Source organism: Hylemonella gracilis ATCC 19624, from assembly GCF_000211835.1.
Lineage (GTDB): Bacteria > Pseudomonadota > Gammaproteobacteria > Burkholderiales > Burkholderiaceae_C > Hylemonella > Hylemonella gracilis.
On record NZ_AEGR01000093.1, the window covers coordinates 114,964 to 135,316 of the forward strand.

The window sequence follows — 20,353 nt, forward strand, 5'->3', positions numbered from 1 at the left end:
TCCTTTCCCGAAAGAGATCGTTCCAGGCATGCACTGGAGACATTCTATTTTCGCATGACTGGATAAAAAATTCGCGTTTGCCGCAAACCACCCAGCGCACTACCATGCCGCCACATTCTGAGTCCCAGTCCTTCGAGGAGACCCCGCATGGCCGACAAAGCCACCTTCCACTGGAACGACCCCTTCCTGCTCGATCTGCAGCTCAGCGAGGACGAACGCATGGTGCGCGACGCGGCGGCGGCCTATTGCCAGGACAAGCTGGCGGCGCGCATGCCGCAGGCCTTTCGCGAGGAAAAAACCGATGCCACCATCTTCCGTGAGATGGGTGAGCTGGGTCTGCTCGGCCCCAGCATCCCCGAAACCTATGGTGGCCCGGGCCTGAACTACGTGGCCTACGGCCTGATCGCGCGCGAGGTCGAACGGGTGGACTCCGGCTACCGCTCCATGATGAGCGTGCAAAGCTCCTTGGTGATGCTGCCCATTTTTGAGTTCGGCACCGAGGCTCAGAAACAGAAATACCTGCCCAAACTGGCCCGGGGCGAGTGGATCGGCTGCTTCGGCTTGACCGAGCCGGACCACGGTTCCGACCCGGATTCGATGGCGACGCGCGCCCACAAGACCGCGGGGGGGTACCGGCTCAAGGGCAACAAGATGTGGATCTCCAACAGTCCGATCGCGGACGTGTTCGTGGTCTGGGCGCGCGAGGTGAGCGAGGGTGGACAGCTGGGGCCGATTCGAGGCTTCGTGCTCGACAAGGGCATGAAGGGGTTGAGCGCACCCGCCGTGCACGGCAAGGTGGGCCTGAAGGCTTCCATCACCGGCGAGATCGTGATGGACGATGTCTTCGTGCCGGAGGACAACGCCTTCCCCGAGGTGCGCGGCCTCAAGGGGCCGTTCACCTGCCTCAACAGCGCGCGCTATGGCATCGCCTGGGGAGCGCTCGGCGCGGCGGAGGACTGCTGGTTCCGTGCCCGCCAGTACGTGCTGGACCGCAAGCAGTTCGGACGCCCGCTCGCGGCCAACCAGCTGATTCAGAAGAAGTTGGCCGACATGCAGACCGAGATTTCGCTGGGTCTGCTGGGTTGCCTGCGCCTGGGCCGCATGAAGGACGAGGGCACGGCGGCGGTGGAGATCACCAGCATCCTCAAGCGAAATTCCTGCGGCAAGGCCCTGGACGTGGCGCGGCTGGCGCGCGACATGATGGGTGGCAATGGCATCAGCGACGAGTTCGGCGTGGCGCGGCACTTGGTCAATCTGGAGGTGGTCAACACCTACGAGGGCACGCACGATATCCATGCTTTGATCCTCGGTCGAGCCATGACCGGCATTGCCGCGTTCAACTGAACATGGCCGGCGCACTCGAAGGCCTCAAGGTCCTGGACCTGTCCCGCGTGCTCGCGGGGCCGTGGTGCACGCAGATGTTGGCGGACTTGGGCGCGGACGTGGTCAAGGTCGAGAAACCCGGTGAGGGGGATGACACGCGCCAGTGGGGCCCGCCTTTCGTTCGCGACGCGCGGGGCGAGCCTACGACGCAGTCGACTTATTTCCTCGCCTGCAACCGCAACAAGCGCTCCCTCACCCTCGACATCGCCACGCCCGAGGGCCAAGCCCTGGTCCGCCAGATGGCCGCGCGGAGCGATGTGCTGGTTGAAAATTTCAAGGTCGGGGGGTTGAGGAAATACGGCCTCGACTACGACAGCCTCAAGGCCATCAACCCGCGCCTGATCTACTGCTCCATCACCGGCTTCGGCCAAGACGGGCCTTATGCGCAGCGCGCGGGCTATGACCTGATGATCCAGGCCATGAGCGGCATGATGAGCATCACCGGGCGGCCCGATGGCGAGGCGGGTGGCGGACCGCTGCGCGTGGGGGTGGCGATCACAGATCTCTTCACCGGCCTCTACGCGGCCAATGCCATCCTCGCGGCCCTGAACGTGCGCGACAACGCGCACAGCGGCACGGGCCAGGGCCAGCACATTGACATGGCCCTGCTGGACGTGGGCATGGCCGTGCTGGCCAACCAGGCCACGGCCTACCTCAACACCGGCGAGATCCCCCAACGCCAGGGCAACAGCCACCCGAGCCTGGCGCCGTACCAGGACTTTCCGACGGCGGACGGCGCCATGCTGCTGGCCATCGGCAACGACGGGCAGTTCCAACGCTTCTGTGTCGCGGCAGGCCAGCCTGACTGGGCGAACGACCCCCGTTACGCGAGCAACACCTTGCGCGTGCGGCACCGCGAAGTCTTGATTCCGCTGTTGAGTGCGTTGACGCGCACGCGCCGTACCGCGGATTGGGTGGCACTGCTGGGTGACCAGGCTGTGCCCTGTGGGCCGATCAACGACATCGGCGCGGCCTTCGCCGACGCGCAGGTGCAAGCGCGTGGCCTGCGCTTGAGCCAGCCTTGCAGCCCGGCCGCCCGCACGCAACTGCAGGTGGACGCCTTTCACACCGTGGCCAGCCCCTTGCGTCTGGCGGCCACGCCGCCGGTGCTGCGCCATGCGCCGCCCTTGCTGGGTGAACATACGGACCAGGTGCTGGCCGAGCTGGGGTTGGACCCCGCGCGCATCGCGGCCTTGCGGCAAGCGGGCGTGGTCTGAGGCCCTCGCCCACACCTGCTCCTGGGTTCGCGGCAGGCGCAGGGCAGGGCGCTCTTTTTCGAGTGCCCGCGCCCTCAGGCCTTGCGGTTCACCAGCACGATGCCCAGCGTCACGCCCACCAGGGCCAGCGCCAGTTGAAGCGTCAGCGTTTCGCCCAGCAGGAGCACGCCCGCCAGCAGCGCGCACAGCGGCGTCAGGAAGGTGAAGGACGAGAGCTGGGTGGCTGGATAGTGCCGCAGCATCCACATCCAGACCAGGTAGCTCGCGAAGGCGCCCACACCGGCTTGCAAGGCCAGCGACGCCCAGGCCCAGGCTGGGTAATCGAACGACCAGGCTTCGCCCAGGGCCAGCGAGGCCAGCGGCGAGACCGCCGCACTCACGGCCAACTGATAGAACAGCGTCTTCTCCGCGCTGAGCGTCGCCATGCGGCTGCCGCGGATGACGAGGGTGGTCAGGCCCCAGAACAGGCCGGCGGCCAAGGCCAGTGCGTCGCCGCGCAACTGGTTCGGCGCGGGGTGCTGCGTGCCGTCGTGCAGGAAGCCTTCGCTGAATGCCAGCGCCACGGCCAGAAAGGCGATGCCCAGTCCCAGCCACTGCAGGCCACGCAGGCGCTCAGCGTGCACGAAACGCGGCAGCAGCAAGGCCACCACGAAAGGCGCGCTGTAGAGGAACACCGTCAGGCGCGAAGCGTGCGTGTCGCGCAGGCCCAGGTAGATGCAGATGAACTCCGCCGCGAACAGCAAGCCCGCGAGCAAGCCGACGCCCAAGGTGCCGTCACGTGTGAACAAGGCCACGCCACGCCAGCGGCTCCACAGCAGCAACAAAGTCGTGGCGGCAGCGAAACGCAGCGTGGCCTGCCACAGCGGCGGGATGGTGCCCACGGTGGCTTTGATCAGGATTTGTTGCAGACCCCAGAACGCGCAGCAGACGATCAGCAGGGCGATGGCGGGGGTGTCGAGGTGGGATTTGCGTTGCGTCATGTCGACGCCGATTGTCACCCTGCCGTTGAACCGGCCCCGAAGGGTGCTTGGGCTTGGCGTGCTTGACCCCGCTGAAAAGACCTGTCCCCGATGGCCTGCGCTCGGCTGGGTAAATAGGCGGACGGCTGCTGCGGCGACGGGTTCTAGAATCCCGCCATGGGCTTTTGGAACAGGACAGCTGCGGGCCACCCTGCCGCATTTTTTGTATGGACCGCAGTGATGTTGGGCGCCTGGGCTTCGATCCCAGGCGGCGCGGGTGCGCAGTCCGCGGACTCGCCGCAAACGCCGGCGCAACCCACGGCAGCGCAGGCATCAGCAGCGCCACCGGCAACCGCATCGTCCTACGCCAGCTTGGTGGAGCGCGACCTGCCGCCTCCGCTGGAACAGCGCAAGGGCAAGGTCTGTGACGAATTCTGGACCCGCCTGCCCAATGTGACCTGGGCGCTGTGCGAAGCTGCCCGCTTGGAACCGGGCGAAGGGCGCAGCGTGCGTGGTCGGCCGATCTATGTGCGTGACGTTGCGCCCGCGGCGGAACAGCGCCTGCGGGTGCTGGTCATCGGAGGCATCCATGGGGACGAGTTGTCCTCGGCCTCCGTGCCTCTGCATTGGATTCAGTTTGCGCAGACGGAGCCGGAGCAAGGCATCCTCTGGCGCTTCATCCCGGCGCTGAATCCGGACGGTTTGTTTGACCGGCCCTCACGTCGCGTCAATGCCAACGGCGTGGATCTGAACCGCAACTTTCCCACCCCGAATTGGGAACACGACGCCACCCATTACTGGACGGTACGCACCCGCAAGGACCCGCGCCGTTATCCCGGGGTCGAGCCCTTGAGCGAGCCGGAATCGCGGTATCTGTTCGAGGAAATGCAGCGTTTCCGGCCCCACTTGATCGTGAGCATTCACGCGCCGTATGGCGTGCTGGACTTCGACGGCCCGCAGGAGCCACCGCGCAAGCTGGGCCGCCTGAGCCTGAACCAGCTCGGTGTGTTTCCCGGTTCCTTGGGCCACTACGCGGGCGTGCACAAGGGCATGCCCGTGGTGACGGTGGAGCTGGTGAGCGCCGAGCTGACACCCCGCAACGTGGAAATCCGCCGCATGTGGGACGACCTGCAGCAGTGGATGGGCATCACCTTGGCGCAGGTCGAAGCGGGTGAGGCGGTGCAGCCCCGCTTGCGTCGCTAAGGAGGGGGCTTGGCGGGGTGCCCGCCGCGCCTTTCACTCGGCCTCAGCGCACGATCAGCACGGGCACCGCGCAGTGGGCCAGCACCTTGGTGGCGACCGAGCCAAGGATCAAGTTGCCCAGCGTGCCGTGACCATGTGAGCCCATGACCAGCAAATCGAATTTGCCGCTGGTGGCCAGCTTGGCGATCAGCTCGCCAGCATTCCCAACTTTCCAGTCCGTCTTGGGCGTGATACCTTGCTGCGCGAGGAACTTGCTGACCGGCTTGAGCACTTTCTCGGACTCTTCCGCGTAGTACTTCTCCACAATCTCCTTGCCCAGGGCGGCCCTGGCCCGCGGCGGTATCGGCGCTTGCACCGTGAACAGCACGTACTGGTGGTCGGTGCCCAGCAGGGTGTCGTTCGCGGCCAGGTAGGCCAGCATCTTCTTGGTGTACTCGCTGCCATCAACGGCCAAGAGAATCTTCATGGAGGGTTTCCTTTCGTGCAGTTGTCGCCAATGCGGACCGAGGTCCCCTGGCGCGTGGGCCGGCGCGAGTGGCCGGGTCGAGTGTCTCCAAGCCAAGAATATCAGCCAGGCTTCAGATGGCGACCAAGTTTTGCGAGGCTTTTTGCGCTGCGTCAAGAAAGCGAGGGGGAGGGCGCGGCGACGCCCTGGGGCGGCAAGCGCGTCATCACGCCACGCAGCCACGTGTGGGCCGGATGGTGGCGCAGCCGCCGGTGCCAGAGCGCGTCCACATGGATGGCGGGAACGGCGAAGGGCAGCTCGCGCAGCACCAGATGGTCCGCGATGCCCGTGGCGTTCACGAAGTGCTGAGGCAGGACGGTCAGCAGGTTGGAGCCGGCCACCACGCGCCCCGCGGTGAAGAACTGGTTGACGGTGAGCACGATGTTGCGACGCAGTCCCAATCCCTGCAGCGCCTCATCAATGAAGCCCCAAGGCCGCCCCGAGAACGTCACAAGCAGGTGGCGTGCCGCGCAATAGCGTTCGAGCGTCAATTCCTGCTCGGCGAGCGGGTGACCGCGCCGCATGACGCAGACATACCGGCTCAAGTACAGGCGCTGGTGCTCGTAAGGCACGGTTTCACCGGCCTGCGCCTGCGCCGTTAAGCCAGCCATCACCGCCGGGAAGTACCCCACGGCCAGATCGGCCCCCTCTTCGTCCAACAGGCGGCGCGGGTCCCGCGTGGTCAGCGGCACCACGCGGATGGAGACGCCCGGCGCTTCCTGATCCAGCACCTGAACCAGCCCCGGAATCAGCTCGGCCGCCGTGGCATCGGCCATGGCCAGCACGAACGTCGTCGTGGCCTCGCCGGGAGCAAAGTGTCCTGGCACCAGGGTTTCCTGCAACTGCCGCAGCGCCTGCTGCACTGCCGGCCACAAAGCCATCGCGCGGGGCGTGGGCTCCAGACCCTGGCCGTTGCGGCGCAGCAGTTCGTCACCCAGTGCCTCACGCAGGCGGCGCAATGCGTTGCTGACCGCCGGCTGAGTGAGCGCAAGCTTTGAGGCGGCTTTTGTCAAGCTGCGCTCGGTCATGACCTCGTTGAAAACCCGCAGGAGGTTGAGATCGAGCGTGCGGAAGTTGAGTTGCTCTGGCATGGAACGGATAGCCTCACAATACATCACCAATATGAATACCAAATATCAACAATATAAAGTTGAACGGCATCAGAGAAAACCCTAGTATTGCAACCAATCCAATCGACACATCACAGCAACTTCCTAGGGAATCACCATGACAACCAACAGCTTCATTCATCTGGACTATCCCCGCAGCCATCCGGGTGCGGAGCGCCTTGAGCGCACGGTCGAGGCCGCCGGCCACCTGGCGACTCGTCTGCGCAAGAATCTGAGTGCATCGCGCGGTCTCGCCGTCGTCCTGCTGGCGGCCATGGTGGCCACCCTGCTCGTGGTGACCGACCAGCTCGTGGACACCTGGGCCGATGGACACCTCATGGCGGTATGGGTGTTGACCTGGGTGGTCGGCTTTTCGGCCGTCGCCCTGCTGGCACCCACGGCGCGCAGCCTCGCGGGTCGCCTGACTCGGGGCCTGGACAACTGGTCTCGCACGGTGGCGTACCGCCGTGCCGATGAGCGCCTGTGGGCCCTGGCGCGCAAGGATCCGCGCGTCATGGCCGACATCCGCGCCGCGGTGCTGCGCGAGGAAGTCGCCTTGGAAGCGAACAAGAGCCCGGCGACCCTGAAGAGTGCCCTGGGTGAAACTGGTTTTGGCGGTGGACAGGGTCCGGAACTGGGTCAGGGCACCGGCAAGAACAACGCCGCCCTGGACATCAACGCTGCGGAGTTCGTCTCGGCCTTGGCAGCTGCCCGTGGTCTGCGTCCGGAAGTCGCGGCCCGTCTGTCCCGCATGAGCCGCCGCATCTGGAACGAATGATCCTTCCGGCGGGTTCGTGCGCCAGATGACCTGACCTCGAAGCCCCTGGGGTATGTGCCAAAAAGGGGCAGGCGGTCTGGACGCCCGTCAGTCCCCCCTCAAGCCACCGCTTCGCGGTGGCTTTTTGTTTTTTACGCTTGTTTACTAGACCGCGCAGCCTTCTCTGCGTGAGAATAAGGGCGTCGTTGGATCAGGGGTCGATTTGTCAAGGGCTTGCCCCCCCGGCGCCAAAATAGCAAATCCACGAATCCGGCGGGTGAGCCCAGCCATCGAAAGTCTCAACAGCGTGTCTTCTTCGTCCAAGCGCACCATTTTTTCCGAGATGACGCCTAGCATCGTCATCACAGACCCCATCCCGCTCTGGAAAGCCTGGGCGCGGTCTTTTTTCAAGCTGTGCTTCGTCGCGGTGTTGTGCACCATCAGTTTCTATGCCGGGCGTTATTACCAGCCTGGGCTGTCGGGCGGTGGTGATCTCGCGTATTCCACCCAATTGGAGGTGGATGGCGTGCCGCAAGCCGTTGCCGTCCCTGACAGACCCGCTGTCTCTGCGGCCTCTCCCGCACCGCAGCCGCGCGAGGCCGATGGCACGCAACCTCTGGCCGACGTGTTGGCTTCGCATTCACTGGAAGGGCTACAGGTTCAAACCCTGCAAGTCGCGCGCAACGGGGCAGTTCCGGGACAACTGAATTACACCTTTGAGCTGGTCAACAACGGGCGCCTGTTCGAGGGCCGCTTTGAGTTCCTCGTGCTGGGGCTCAAGGACGGCCGGCCTGAACAGCAGGTCATTACTTCCGAAAGTGCCTCCGACCCCAACTACCGCCTGCGCGTGGCGCGCTACATCAAGATGGATGGCAAGCTGATCCTGCCTGCCGGTCTGCAGCCACAGGCCGTGGTGCTGAGCTTGCACGAAACTGCCGGTGTTCGGGCCAGCCGAGGGATGGAGCTGCCACGCTGATGCCCGTTGTCGCCCGGTCGGGTGTTTTCACCTCTGACCGGCAAGCCGAAATGAAATGAAAAGGGGACCTGAAAGGTCCCCTTTGTCATGCTGCGGCGTTAGCTTCAGGCCATGAACACGGCGATGAAGGCCAGCAGGAAAATCAACAAGCCGCCCAGAACGGGAATGACCACCGGTGCGGTGTGCGCGATCTGTTCGATCGGATCGTGGGTGGCGGGGGACTGATGCTCGGACATGGGTTTCCTCGTGATCGACTCGTAGGGACGCGAAACATTCTAACCGAGCACAAAAGGGCTGCCAGTCCGCATGAACCCGCAAGCCCCGCAGGTGTGCGGATCCGTGTCGGCGCAACAACCGCAGCGTTTTGGACCCGTTTCAGCCCTTGTCCGCGCTGGACCGCGTCCTGTGCGTGACCATGCGCACATGCAAGCGCGTGACGATCTGGCTTGCCGTCCGAGGGAAAAGACCCGGCAGCAGGGCGTGCAGGGCCGCGCAGACGGCCGCGAGCAGCAAGGGCCCCGCGAACGACAGCGCGGTGCTCAGGTGTTGCAGATAACTTTCGCCGACGCTGGCGGGATGCTCTGTGAAAAAGCGGTGGAGGGATTTCATCGGCCTTAAGCTTAGACGCGGGGCCGGGAAACTGGATTGCGATTTTTTCGTGCCGGTCGAATGGATCGCGATTCGATTGCCTGTTTTTCCTATTTTTTGGAAAATTTCCCCGGTCGCTTTTCAGCTGTCCGTGCAGACGCGCAGCACATCCTCTCCATAGGCTTCCAGCTTGCGTGCGCCGATGCCGCCGATTTCCTGCAGGTCGTCCAAGCTTCGGGGCTGCCGACGGGCGATTTCCGCCAAGGTGGCGTCGTGGAAGATCACATAGGCCGGCAGGTTGTGCGCCCGGGCCACTTCGGAACGCCAGGCCTTGAGGTTGATGAAGCGTGCCTGCGCGTCCACGTCCAGGTCTTGCGCCGCCGGTGCTGAAACCGTGGCTCGCCTGCGGTTTCGGGTGGGCGCAGGGTCCGCCACCGATTCGCGCAGTCGCACCGGTACTTCGCCCTTGAGCACAGCGCGCGACGCCTCGGTCAATCGCAAGGTGTTGAAGGCCTGGGCGTCCACGGCCACCGCGCCGATCGCAATCAGCTGACGCAGCACGGCGCGTAACTCGCTCTCGCTCGCGTCCCGTGCAATGCCGTAGGTGCTCAAGCTGCCATGGCCGTACTGCCTTACCTTGTCGGTGTCCTTGCCGCGCAGGATGTCCATCAGATGGCCAGCGCCGAAACTGATGCCATTGGCCTGTTGCACGCGGTAGATGCAGGACAGCAGCTTGCGCGCCAATTCCGTGCCATCACGAATGGCCGGCGGGCTCAGGCAGTTGTCGCAGTTTCCGCAGGGCTCGGAGTGCTCGCCAAAATAATGCAGCAAGCGCACGCGCCGGCAGTCGGTTGCTTCGGCCAGCGCCAGCAAGGCGTCGAGTTTGCCGCGCAGCACCTGCTTGAATTCCTCGGCCGCCGGGCTTTCGTCGATCATGCGGCGTTGGTTGACCACGTCCTGCAAGCCGTAAACCATCCAGGCGTCGGCGCGCTCTCCGTCGCGGCCGGCGCGGCCCGTTTCCTGGTAGTAGCCCTCGATGTTCTTGGGCATGTCCAGGTGGGCGACGAAGCGCACGTCCGGCTTGTCGATGCCCATGCCGAAGGCGATGGTCGCCACCATCACCAGGCCTTCCTCGCGCAGGAAACGGTCCTGGTGGCGCTGGCGCACCGAGGCATCCAGGCCCGCGTGGTAGGGCAGGGCATGGACGCCCGCTTCGACCAGCTGCCGAGCCACTTCCTCCACGCGCTTGCGCGACTGGCAATAGACGATGCCCGCGTCGCCCTCGTGCTCGCGCTCGATGAAGCGCAGCAATTGCGTCAGGCCGTCCTTCTTCTCGACGATGGTGTAGCGGATGTTGGGGCGGTCGAAGCTGCTGACAAACTGCCGAGCCTCCTGCAGTTGCAGTCGCTCCACGATGTCCTCGCGCGTCAGCGCGTCGGCCGTGGCGGTCAAGGCGATGCGCGGCACGCCGGCAAACCGTTCGTGCAGCACGCTCAGGGCGCGGTACTCCGGCCGGAAGTCGTGACCCCACTGGCTCACGCAATGCGCCTCGTCGATCGCGAACAAGGCCAGTTGCCCGCGTTCACGCAACGCCTCCAGCAGGGCGAGGAAGCGTGGTGTGGTCAGGCGTTCGGGCGCGGCGTACAGCAAGGTGAACTCGCCGCGCAGCAGCTTCTTCTCCACCTGCGCGGCCTCTTCGCCGCCCAGGCTGGAATTCAGGAAGGCCGCCTCGACACCGGCTTCGTGCAACGCGCCCACCTGGTCGTGCATGAGCGCGATCAGCGGCGAGACCACGATGGTCACGCCCAGCCCGGCCTGCTGGCGCGCGATGGCCGGGATCTGGTAGCAGAGGGACTTGCCGCCGCCCGTGGGCATGAGCACCAGCGCGTCGCCCCCGGTGGTGACGTGGTCCACGATGGGCTGCTGCGGACCGCGGAAAGCCGCGTAGCCGAATACATCGCGCAGGATGCGTGCGGTCGGTGTGTCGTTCAAGGGGGGGTGCGGCGCGTTCAAGAAGGGGGTCCGGGGCTGTGGCCCGATTGTCGCCTGCCCGCCAATGACCGCCTCCCTACAATGTGGCCCATGAAACCGCTCGCCTACACCCGCGCCCGTGAACTGCCAGGCACGCTCCAACAACGCATCGCCATCCTCGATGGCGCCATGGGGACGATGATCCAGCGTTTCAAGCTGAGCGAAATGCAGTACCGCGGCGAGGGCGGCCCCGCCGAGGCGCTGGCGCGCTTTCGCGACTTTCCGCGGGACCTCAAGGGCAACAACGAGCTGCTGTCGCTCACCCGGCCGGACGTGATCTCCGCCATCCACGAGAAATACCTGGCGGCGGGCGCCGACCTGATCGAGACCAACACCTTCGGCGCCACCCGCATCGCCCAGTCCGACTACGACATGGCGGGGTTGGCGCGTGAAATGAACCTGGCGTCGGCACGGCTGGCCCGGGCCGCGTGCGACAAGTTCAGCACCCCGCAGCAGCCGCGTTATGTCGCGGGCGCCCTCGGCCCCACCCCGCGCACGGCCAGCATCAGTCCCGACGTCAATGACCCGGGTGCTCGCAATGTCGACTTCGAGGAGCTGCGTGCCTCTTACTTCGAGCAGACTGTCGCCCTGATCGAGGGGGGCTCCGATGTGTTGTTGGTCGAGACCATCTTCGACACGCTCAATGCCAAGGCTGCTCTGTTCGCCATCGACGAGGCGTTCGAAGCCACGGGCGAATGCCTGCCCATCCTCATCAGTGGCACGGTCACCGACGCCTCTGGCCGCATCCTCAGCGGCCAGACGGTCACCGCCTTCTGGCACAGCGTGCGACACGCCCGCCCTCTGGCCATTGGACTGAACTGCGCGCTGGGCGCGACGCTGATGCGCCCCTACATCCAGGAATTGGCCAAGGCGGCGCCGGACACCTTCATCAGTTGCTACCCCAACGCCGGTCTGCCCAATCCCATGAGCGACACCGGTTTCGACGAGACGCCGGACGTCACGAGCCGCTTGTTGCACGAGTTCGCGGCCGAGGGGCTGGTGAACATCGTGGGGGGCTGCTGCGGCACCACGCCGGAGCACATCGGCGCGATCCGGCAGGCCATGGTGCCCATGCCGACGCGCGCGCTGAACGCGAGCGGCTCGTTCTATCGGGAAGCCGCTTGACCCCAAATCGTCTGGGGGCTTGGGCGCAACGGCACAATCGCGTTTCCCATCAAGGGGAGTAGTCAAGCGACAGGTCCGGCGCAACGCTGGTACAGGTCGACGGGGTCCCGTCAGTACGCCGCTTCATCGCGGCCGGGATTTCGGCTCGGGCACAGCGCCTGGGTCAGGCAAGACCTTGCGGGTGTTGTTCAACACTGCACGCGAGGTTTATCTCATGCAAAGCATTGCGCCACTTTGGCTGTGGATCGTTTTTGTCGCCTTCGTTCTGGCGGCGCTCTTCGTCGATTTCGTCGTTCTCAGAAAGCAGGGCGCTCACGAGGTGGGCGTCAAGGAAGCCCTGAACTGGTCCTTGATCTGGATCGCCCTGAGCTTCATCTTCAACGGCTTGCTCTGGTGGGCGGTGTTCGACACCTCGGGCTCAAGCGCCCTGGCTCATGAGAAGTCGCTGGAGTTCCTCACCGGCTACCTGATCGAAAAGAGCCTGGCGGTCGACAACATCTTTGTCTTCCTGATGATCTTCACCTACTTCGCGGTACCGCCCATGTACCAGAAGCGCGTGTTGATGATCGGCATCATTGGCGCCATCGTGCTGCGCACGGTGATGATCCTCGCGGGCAGCTGGCTCTTGGCCCAGTTCCACTGGATTCTTTATGTCTTTGGTGGTTTCCTCGTGCTGACCGGCATCAAGATGTGGTGGGCAGCGGGCAAGGAAGGCAGCCTGGACGACAACCCCGCGCTGCGTCTGCTGCGCCGCATCATGCCGGTGAGCCAGGGCTTCGATGGTGAAAAGTTCTGGACCATCGAGAACGGCAAGCGCATTGCCACCCCGCTGCTCATGGTCGTGGCCCTGGTCGGTCTGACCGACGTGATCTTCGCGGTGGATTCGATCCCAGCCATCTTCGCGATCACCCAGGACCCCTTCATCGTGCTCACCAGCAACGTGTTCGCCATCCTGGGTTTGCGCGCCATGTTCTTCCTGCTGCAGGCCGTGGCCAGCCGCTTCCATCTGTTGAACTACGGGCTGGCCGTGGTCCTGGTCTTCATCGGCACGAAGATGATGCTGATCGACATTTACAAGATCCCGGTCGCCGTTTCCCTGGCGGTGGTGGTGGGCATTCTGGCCGTGACCATGGTTTGGAGCGTGCGCACCTCCTCCAAGCAGTCCAACGCCAAACAGGTAAGCTAAAGGGTGCGGGGCCCCACTGTCGGGGCTTCGTTTCCCGCCCATGCAGATCGAAACCCTGCGCCGGCGTCTGCGGGCGCTGGGCGCCAATCCCCGTCATCAATACCGAGTCCTGCGACTGTGGTCACAAGCCAAACCGCAGGACGATGGCCCGCGCCCGATCGAGAATTTCCTGCCGGCTTCCTTGCGCGCCGCCTTGCCTGACATCGCGCGTGACCTGGCTGCGTTGGCCACCCTGGATGCCGAGCATCCTGGCGAGGACGGGTCGCGGCGTTTGGTCGTGGCCTTGGCCGATGGTCAGCTGGTCGAGAGCGTGCTCATGCCCACGGCCGGGTCGCGTCAACGCGCTCCAACGCTGTGTGTCTCCACGCAGGTGGGTTGCGCCGTGGGCTGCGTCTTTTGCATGACCGGGCGCGCGGGCTTGATCCGCCAGCTCGGCAGCGCCGAGATCGTCGCTCAGGTCGCCCTGGCCCGCGCGTCCGCCACCGTCCGACGCGTGGTGTTCATGGGCATGGGCGAACCGGCCCACAACCTGGACAACGTGCTCGAGGCCATCGATTTGCTGGGCACGGCGGGGGACATCGGGCACAAGAACCTGGTGTTCTCCACGGTTGGTGATCCGCGGGTGTTCGAGGCCTTGCAAAGTCGTGGCGCGGACCAGGTGCGCCCCGCCCTGGCTTTGTCCCTACACACCACGCGGGCCGATCTGCGCGCGCAGCTGCTGCCGCGCGCGCCGCGCTTGACGCCTGAAGAACTGGTGGACGCGGGTGAGCGCTACGCGCGCCTCACGGCCTACCCCATCCAGTACCAATGGACCCTGCTCGACGGTATCAATGACAGTGACGAGGAAATCGAGGGGCTGGTGCGGCTGCTGCAGGGCAAGTACGCCATACTCAACCTCATTCCCTACAACGCGGTGGACGACCTTCCCTACCGGCGTCCCGCGCAGGAAGCAGCGGTGGCCATGGCGCGCCGTCTGCACCAGCGCGGCATCCTGACCAAGTTGCGTCAATCGGCTGGGCAGGACGTGGACGGCGGCTGCGGCCAGTTGCGCGCGCGGGCCGTTCAGGCGCAGCCCCCCGCCGGACGCCGCGTCATTCCGGTCGCGGCCGCCTGAACCCTCACAGAAAGCATCCATGCAAGGTATTCGACGCAAGATCGTCTATGTCGGTCTCTACGAGGTCATCGCCATCGCGATTTGCACCGTGGGTTTTGCCCTGGCCTCGGGCCAGGGCGTGGGGCGGGCCAGCGCGCTTTCGGTGGCCTGCTCGGTCACGGCCGTGCTTTGGAACTTGGTGTTCAACCATGCCTTCGAGCGTTGGGAGTCCCGTCAGTTGGTGCGCGGCCGGAGTCTCGCTCGACGCGTGGCCCATGCGCTCATGTTCGAGGGGGGCTTGGTGTTGATGCTGGTGCCCTTGATCGCTTGGTGGCTGGACGTCGGTCTGTGGCACGCCTTGGTGATGGATTTGGGGCTGGTGCTGTTCTTTCTCGGCTACACCTTCACCTTCACCTGGGCCTTCGACAAGGTGTTTGGCTTGCCGACCACCGCCGCCCCTTAAAATCGCGCATCCTCCAAGGAGCGTTGCAGCGCACCCGAATGTGCGTCAGGCTTGGAGCCTACTTTTCGCAACGACGCTCACCTGACCCCGTCTTTTCGCAGGTGAGCCGTGTCTGAAGTCTCTCTTCCTCCTCTGAAGCTGTCCGGTCTGGAGCCCCTGGCCATCGGACCGGGTTCGCTCTTCGTCAACATCGGCGAACGCACCAACGTCACGGGCTCCAAGGCCTTTGCTCGCATGATCCTGAACGGCCAGTTCGAAGAGGCCTTGGCCGTCGCGCGCCAGCAGGTCGAGAACGGCGCCCAGGTGATTGACGTCAACATGGACGAGGCCATGCTCGACAGCCGGGCCGCCATGGTGCGTTTCCTGAACCTCATCGCTAGCGAGCCCGACATCGCCCGCGTGCCGGTGATGATCGACAGCTCCAAGTGGAGCGTGATCGAGGCCGGCCTGCGCTGCATCCAGGGCAAGGGCATCGTCAACTCGATTTCGATGAAGGAGGGTGTGGACGAGTTCAAGCGTCAAGCCCGATTGATCAAGCGTTACGGCGCGGCCACGGTGGTCATGGCCTTCGACGAGCAAGGCCAGGCCGACACCTACGCGCGCAAGGTCGAGATCTGCGAACGGGCCTACCGCATCCTGGTGGACGAAGTCGACTTCCCGGCCGAGGACATCATCTTCGACCCCAACATCTTCGCCATCGCCACCGGCATCGAGGAGCACAACAACTACGCGGTCGACTTCATCGAGGCCACGCGCTGGATCAAGCACCACCTGCCGGGCGCCAAGGTCAGCGGTGGCGTGTCCAACGTGTCCTTCAGCTTCCGTGGCAACGAACCGGTGCGCGAGGCCATCCACACGGTGTTCCTCTACCACGCCATCAAGGCGGGCATGGACATGGGCATCGTCAACGCCGGCATGGTGGGTGTCTACGATGACCTGGACCCGGTGTTGCGCGAGCGCGTCGAGGACGTGGTCCTCAACCGCCGTGAGGACGCCGGCGAGCGCCTGGTCGAGATCGCCGAGAGCGCCAAGGGCGCGGCCAAGGACGAAGGCAAGAAGAACGAATGGCGCGCCCTGCCCGTGGCCCAGCGTCTGAGCCACGCCCTGGTGCACGGCATCACCGAGCACATCACCGAGGACACCGAGGAGGTCTACCGCGAGATTCTGGCCAAGGGCGGGAGGCCGCTGCACGTGATCGAAGGGCCGTTGATGGACGGCATGAACATCGTGGGCGATCTGTTCGGCGCGGGCAAGATGTTCCTGCCCCAGGTGGTCAAGAGCGCGCGCGTGATGAAGCAGGCCGTGGCCCACTTGGTGCCCTACATCGAGGAAGAAAAGCGCCAGCAGGAGGCCGCGGGCCAGGACGTGACCGCGCGCGGCAAGATCGTGATCGCCACGGTGAAGGGCGATGTACACGACATTGGCAAGAACATCGTCACCGTCGTGCTCCAGTGCAACAACTACGACGTGGTCAACATGGGTGTGATGGTGCCGGCCCACGAAATCCTGGCCAAGGCCAAGGCCGAGTCGGCCGACATCATCGGCCTGTCGGGCCTGATCACGCCCAGCCTGGAGGAGATGCAGTACGTCGCGGCCGAGATGCAGAAGGACGAGCACTTCCGTAGCCGCAAGACGCCGCTGCTGATCGGCGGGGCCACCACCAGCCGGGTGCACACCGCCGTCAAGATCGCGCCGCACTACGAAGGCCCCGTGGTCTACGTGCCCGACGCCTCGCGCAGCGTCAGCGTCGCGCAAGGCTTGCTCAGCGAGCAGGCCGAGCACTACATCGCCGAGGTGCGGGCTGACTATGAGCAGGTGCGGCGCTTGCACGCTGGCAAGAAGCAGACGCCGCTGTGGCCGCTGGAACAAGCCCGCGCCAACAAGACCCCGATCGCCTGGAGCGGCTACAAGCCTGTGAAGCCCAAGTTCATCGGCCGCCGCGTCTTCAAGAACTTCGACCTGGGCGAGCTGGCGCGCTACATCGACTGGGGTCCTTTCTTCCAGACCTGGGACTTGGCGGGCGCCTACCCGGCCATCCTGGACGACGAGGTGGTGGGTGAGCAGGCCCGCAAGGTGTACGCGGATGGGCAGGCCATGCTGCAGAAGATCATCACCGGCCACTGGTTGACCGCCAGCGCCGTGCTGGGCCTGTACCCCGCGCAGAGTGTCAACGAAGACGACATCGCGCTCTACACCGATGAAAGCCGCGCGCACGAGGCCCTGGTCTGGTACGGCCTGCGCCAGCAGACCGAGAAGCAGGCCGTCGACGGGGTGATGCGCCCCAGCCGTGCCCTGGCCGACTTTGTCGCGCCGCGCGACAGCGGCGTGGCCGACTACGTGGGGCTGTTCGCCGTCACGGCGGGTCTGAACATCGAGAAGAAGGAGCAGGCCTTCATCGCCGCCCACGACGACTACAGCGCCATCATGCTCAAGGCCCTGGCCGACCGCCTGGCCGAGGCCTTCGCCGAATGCCTGCACCAACGCGTGCGCACCGACCTTTGGGGCTATGCCGCGCAGGAGTCCTTGAGCACCGAGGACATGGTCGCCGAGAAGTACCAGGGCATCCGGCCCGCGCCGGGTTACCCGGCTTGCCCGGACCACAGCGTCAAGCGCGAGATGTTCGATCTGCTGCACTGCGAGGAGATCGGCATGGGTCTGACGGAAAGCTTGGCCATGACGCCCGCCGCCAGTGTCTCGGGCTTCTACCTCGCGCACCCCGAGGCGCAGTACTTCAACGTGGGACGCATCGGTGAAGACCAGCTGCAAGACCAGGCCCGGCGCCGCGGCCTGAGCGAGCAGACCTTGCAACGGCTGCTGGCTCCCAATCTCTGAGCTGTGGGCCTGCCCGATTGCGCAGGCCCGAACGCAAGGTGGCAGGGTCCGAGCCCGAGCCTGAACCCCTGAGGCTGGCACGGCTTGTGCTGAATTGAGCGCACCTTTCCTAGCACAGGCTTGTCTATACAGCAAGATGGTGCAGGTCCGCATGGAAACCGCCCCAGGCTGGGGCAACATACACCGGACCGGTGCTAAGTCTTGACGCGTGAGCGTCTGGGGATGATGAGGTGGCTCTTTCAGTACGCCTCATCTTGTATAGACAGGTTGGGTCGGCGTGACCTCTGGGCCGGGTTTCGTGCCGCGCGAGCGGTCCTTCATTTCTCAGGCAAAGGAAATTTGTATGCGCAAGTCCCTCGTGAAATCCGCGGCCCTGATGGCCTCGGCCCTGTTGGTCGCTGGTGCCGTCCAGGCGCAGGAAACCAAGATCGCCCTCGGCATGTCGGGCTGGACGGGTTTTGCCCCGCTGACCCTGGCCGACAAGGCCGGCATCTTCAAGAAGAACGGCCTGGACGTGGAAATCAAGATGATTCCGCAGAAGGACCGCCACCTGGCCCTGGCCGCCCAGGCCATCCAGTGCGCCGCCACGACGGTGGAGACCCACGTGGCCTGGAACACCAATGGCGTGCCCATCGTGCAGATCTTCCAAATGGACAAGTCCTACGGCGCCGACGGTCTGGCCGTGCGCAACGACATCAAGAACATCGCTGAGCTCAAGGGCAAGACCGTGGGCGTGGACGCGCCCGGCACCGCGCCGTATTTCGGTCTGGCCTGGATGCTGAGCAAGAACGGCCTGACCATGAAGGACGTCAAGACCGTCACGCTGTCGCCCCAAGCCTCGGCCCAGGCTTTCGTCACCGGACAGAACGACGCCGCGATGACCTACGAGCCCTACCTCTCGACCGTGCGCGCCAACCCGGCCGCCGGCAAGATCCTGGCCACCACCCTGGACTACCCCATGGTCATGGACACGGTGGGCTGCGCCCCCGATTGGCTCAAGGCCAATCCCAAGGCCGCACAGGCCTTGACCAACTCCTACTTCGAAGCGCTGGAGATGATCAAGACGGACCCGGCCAAGGCCAACGAGATCATGGGCTCGGCCGTCAAGCAGACCGGCGAAGCCTTCGCCAACTCGTCCAAGTACCTGCGTTGGCAAGACAAGGCGGCGAACCAGAAATTCTTCGCCGGTGAACTGCAGGCCTTCATGAAGGACGCCGCGGCCATCCTGCTGGAAGCGGGCGTGATCCGCAAGCTGCCGGACAACTACGACGCCATGTTCGACACCCGCTTCATCAAGTAAAGCCATGACCTTGCCTCCCGTCATGCCCGCCCTGCCACGGACCCCGCGCCGCGGTATGGCACCCCTGCAGCCCGTCAGCGCGCGCGCGCGCTGGCTGCTGGGCCTGGGCTTCTTCGTCGTGTTCTTCGGTGTCTGGGCGTTCTTCACGCTCGGCGGCTATGTCTCGTCCACCTTCCTGGCCAGCCCGCTGACCATGGCGCGCGAGGGCTGGCTGCTGTTCACCGAGTTCAACTTCATCCACGACATCGGCATGACGGTGTGGCGGGTCTTGGGCGGCTTCGTGCTGGCCGCCGTGATCGCCGTGCCGCTGGGCATCGCCATGGGCGCGCACAAAGGGGTCGAGGCCTTTCTCGAACCCTTCGTGTCGTTCTGCCGCTACCTGCCGGCTTCGGCCTTCATTCCGCTGCTCATCCTCTGGGCGGGCATCGGCGAGCTGCAGAAGGTGCTGGTCATCTTCATCGGCTCGGTGTTCCAGATCGTGCTGATGGTCGCGGTCACGGTCGGCGCGGCGCGCAAGGACCTGGTCGAGGCCGCTTACACCCTGGGCGCCAGCAACGGCGGCATCGTGAAGCGGGTGTTGATTCCGGGCGCCGCGCCCGAGATCGCCGAGACCCTGCGCCTGGTGCTCGGCTGGGCCTGGACCTACGTCATCGTGGCCGAGCTGATCGGCTCGTCCTCGGGCATCGGCCACATGATCACCGACAGCCAGGCGCTGCTCAACACCGGCCAAATCATTTTCGGCATCATCGTCATTGGCCTGATCGGACTGGTCTCCGATTTCGCCTTCAAGGCCCTCAATCGCCGCCTGTTCGCCTGGAGTTCGCTGTGAGCAGCCACCTCAAATTGTCCGTTCAGGGCGTCTCGCGTGTCTTCACCAGCCCCAAGGGCGTCCAGACCCAGGCGCTCACGCCCATCGACTTCGAGGTCCGCGAGAACGACTTCGTCACCATCCTCGGTCCCTCGGGCTGCGGCAAGTCCACGCTGCTGCGCATCGTCGCGGGGCTGGACCAACCCAGCACCGGCCAAGTGTTGCTGGACGGCCAGCCGGTGGAAGGCCCCGGCGCCGACCGCGGCATGGTGTTCCAGAGCTACACGCTGTTCCCCTGGCTCACCATCGAGCAGAACATCCGCTTCGGCCTGCGCGAGCGCGGCCTGCCGGAGGCGCAGCAAAAGGAACGCGCGGACTACTTCATCGCCAAGGTTGGTTTGCGCGGCTTCGAGCAGCACTTTCCCAAGCAGCTTTCGGGCGGCATGCAGCAGCGCACGGCCATCGCGCGCGCGCTGGCCAACGACCCCAAGATCCTGCTGTTGGACGAACCCTTCGGAGCGTTGGACAACCAGACCCGCGTGCTGATGCAGGAACTTTTGCTCGGCATCTGGGAGTCGGCCCAGAAGACCGTGCTCTTCGTCACGCACGACATCGACGAAGCCATCTTCATGGCCAACCGCGTGGCCGTGTTCAGTGCGCGCCCCGGTCGCATCAAGACCGAGATCGCGGTGGACTTCCCGCACCCGCGCCACTACACCCTCAAGACCACGCCCGAGTTCATGGCCATCAAGGCGCGGCTGACCGAGGAAATCCGCGCGGAATCCATGGCCGCTGCCGAGCACTGAACCCTTCGAACC

19 protein-coding genes and 1 riboswitch are annotated in these 20,353 nt (G+C 65.0%); of the genes, 13 read left to right on the forward strand and 6 right to left on the reverse strand.

Translation table 11 applies throughout. The features are described 5' to 3' along the window. Window positions 1-147: 147 nt before the first annotated feature. Together HGR_RS14580 and HGR_RS14585 are read left to right on the forward strand one after the other, a co-directional pair. The gene (locus tag HGR_RS14580) at window positions 148-1,344 is read left to right on the forward strand and encodes an acyl-CoA dehydrogenase (protein WP_006299094.1); all 1,197 of its coding nucleotides are present in this window, start codon (window positions 148-150) and stop codon (window positions 1,342-1,344) included. A gap of 2 nt (window positions 1,345-1,346) precedes the next feature. Then, window positions 1,347-2,600 (forward strand): CaiB/BaiF CoA transferase family protein, encoded by a 1,254-nt coding sequence (locus HGR_RS14585; protein WP_006299095.1) that lies wholly within the window; start codon window positions 1,347-1,349, stop codon window positions 2,598-2,600. A 74-nt stretch (window positions 2,601-2,674) separates the two neighbouring features. Here HGR_RS14585 and HGR_RS14590 read toward each other — a convergent pair whose 3' ends face one another. Beyond that, entirely contained in the window at window positions 2,675-3,580 is a 906-nt protein-coding gene (locus HGR_RS14590) for a DMT family transporter (RefSeq protein ID WP_006299096.1), read from the reverse strand. Between the two features lie 219 nt (window positions 3,581-3,799). Between HGR_RS14590 and HGR_RS14595 the strand changes: the two genes are divergently transcribed. Further along, the gene (locus tag HGR_RS14595; RefSeq protein ID WP_006299098.1) at window positions 3,800-4,762 is read left to right on the forward strand and encodes a M14 family murein peptide amidase A; all 963 of its coding nucleotides are present in this window, start codon (window positions 3,800-3,802) and stop codon (window positions 4,760-4,762) included. 43 nt (window positions 4,763-4,805) lie between these two features. On the opposite strand, the gene HGR_RS14600 is transcribed toward HGR_RS14595, so the two are convergent. Then, the gene (locus HGR_RS14600; RefSeq protein WP_006299099.1) at window positions 4,806-5,228 is read right to left on the reverse strand and encodes a universal stress protein; all 423 of its coding nucleotides are present in this window, start codon (window positions 5,226-5,228) and stop codon (window positions 4,806-4,808) included. Window positions 5,229-5,380: 152 nt separating this feature from the next. Continuing rightward, the gene (locus tag HGR_RS14605) at window positions 5,381-6,358 is read right to left on the reverse strand and encodes a LysR family transcriptional regulator (protein WP_006299100.1); all 978 of its coding nucleotides are present in this window, start codon (window positions 6,356-6,358) and stop codon (window positions 5,381-5,383) included. Between the two features lie 136 nt (window positions 6,359-6,494). Between HGR_RS14605 and HGR_RS17630 the strand changes: the two genes are divergently transcribed. Both HGR_RS17630 and HGR_RS14615 read left to right on the forward strand, forming a co-directional pair. Further along, the gene (locus HGR_RS17630; protein WP_006299101.1) at window positions 6,495-7,154 is read left to right on the forward strand and encodes a hypothetical protein; all 660 of its coding nucleotides are present in this window, start codon (window positions 6,495-6,497) and stop codon (window positions 7,152-7,154) included. A gap of 256 nt (window positions 7,155-7,410) precedes the next feature. Beyond that, entirely contained in the window at window positions 7,411-8,109 is a 699-nt protein-coding gene (locus tag HGR_RS14615) for a hypothetical protein (RefSeq protein WP_006299102.1), read from the forward strand. Window positions 8,110-8,213: 104 nt separating this feature from the next. On the opposite strand, the gene HGR_RS18015 is transcribed toward HGR_RS14615, so the two are convergent. The 3 genes from HGR_RS18015 to recQ form a co-directional block, all read right to left on the reverse strand. Beyond that, window positions 8,214-8,345 carry a hypothetical protein gene (locus HGR_RS18015; protein WP_006299103.1) on the reverse strand — a complete coding sequence of 44 codons (132 nt, stop codon included), beginning with the start codon at window positions 8,343-8,345 and terminating at the stop codon, window positions 8,214-8,216. Window positions 8,346-8,484: 139 nt separating this feature from the next. Next, entirely contained in the window at window positions 8,485-8,718 is a 234-nt protein-coding gene (locus tag HGR_RS14620; protein WP_006299104.1) for a DUF6356 family protein, read from the reverse strand. 120 nt (window positions 8,719-8,838) lie between these two features. Next, on the reverse strand, window positions 8,839-10,689 hold the full coding sequence (recQ, locus tag HGR_RS14625) for a DNA helicase RecQ (RefSeq protein WP_006299105.1): 1,851 nt from the start codon (window positions 10,687-10,689) through the stop codon (window positions 8,839-8,841). A 90-nt stretch (window positions 10,690-10,779) separates the two neighbouring features. On the opposite strand from recQ, the gene HGR_RS14630 reads away from it, so the two are divergent. The 8 genes from HGR_RS14630 to HGR_RS14665 all read left to right on the forward strand — a co-directional run bounded on the left by HGR_RS14630 (window position 10,780) and on the right by HGR_RS14665 (window position 20,341). Further along, complete coding sequence (locus tag HGR_RS14630; protein ID WP_006299106.1) at window positions 10,780-11,853, forward strand: homocysteine S-methyltransferase family protein; 1,074 nt, start codon at window positions 10,780-10,782, stop codon at window positions 11,851-11,853. Between the two features lie 214 nt (window positions 11,854-12,067). Beyond that, window positions 12,068-13,039, forward strand: a complete 972-nt coding sequence (locus tag HGR_RS14635; protein ID WP_039853784.1) for a TerC family protein — start codon at window positions 12,068-12,070, stop codon at window positions 13,037-13,039. A gap of 40 nt (window positions 13,040-13,079) precedes the next feature. Further along, a complete protein-coding gene (locus HGR_RS14640; protein WP_006299108.1) occupies window positions 13,080-14,153 on the forward strand; it encodes an RNA methyltransferase in 1,074 nt (357 codons plus the stop codon). 19 nt (window positions 14,154-14,172) lie between these two features. Next, on the forward strand, window positions 14,173-14,595 hold the full coding sequence (locus HGR_RS14645) for a PACE efflux transporter (RefSeq protein ID WP_006299109.1): 423 nt from the start codon (window positions 14,173-14,175) through the stop codon (window positions 14,593-14,595). A gap of 9 nt (window positions 14,596-14,604) precedes the next feature. Continuing rightward, a riboswitch (S-adenosyl-L-homocysteine riboswitch) is annotated at window positions 14,605-14,681 on the forward strand. A gap of 22 nt (window positions 14,682-14,703) precedes the next feature. After that, window positions 14,704-17,427 (forward strand): methionine synthase, encoded by a 2,724-nt coding sequence (gene metH / locus HGR_RS14650; protein WP_006299110.1) that lies wholly within the window; start codon window positions 14,704-14,706, stop codon window positions 17,425-17,427. Between the two features lie 343 nt (window positions 17,428-17,770). Continuing rightward, on the forward strand, window positions 17,771-18,727 hold the full coding sequence (locus tag HGR_RS14655) for an ABC transporter substrate-binding protein (protein ID WP_006299111.1): 957 nt from the start codon (window positions 17,771-17,773) through the stop codon (window positions 18,725-18,727). A gap of 4 nt (window positions 18,728-18,731) precedes the next feature. Then, window positions 18,732-19,556 carry an ABC transporter permease gene (locus HGR_RS14660; protein ID WP_039853738.1) on the forward strand — a complete coding sequence of 275 codons (825 nt, stop codon included), beginning with the start codon at window positions 18,732-18,734 and terminating at the stop codon, window positions 19,554-19,556. Beyond that, the gene (locus tag HGR_RS14665; protein WP_006299113.1) at window positions 19,553-20,341 is read left to right on the forward strand and encodes an ABC transporter ATP-binding protein; all 789 of its coding nucleotides are present in this window, start codon (window positions 19,553-19,555) and stop codon (window positions 20,339-20,341) included. Before HGR_RS14660 ends, HGR_RS14665 begins: the two co-directional genes overlap by 4 nt. The last annotated feature ends 12 nt before the right edge of the window (window positions 20,342-20,353 follow it).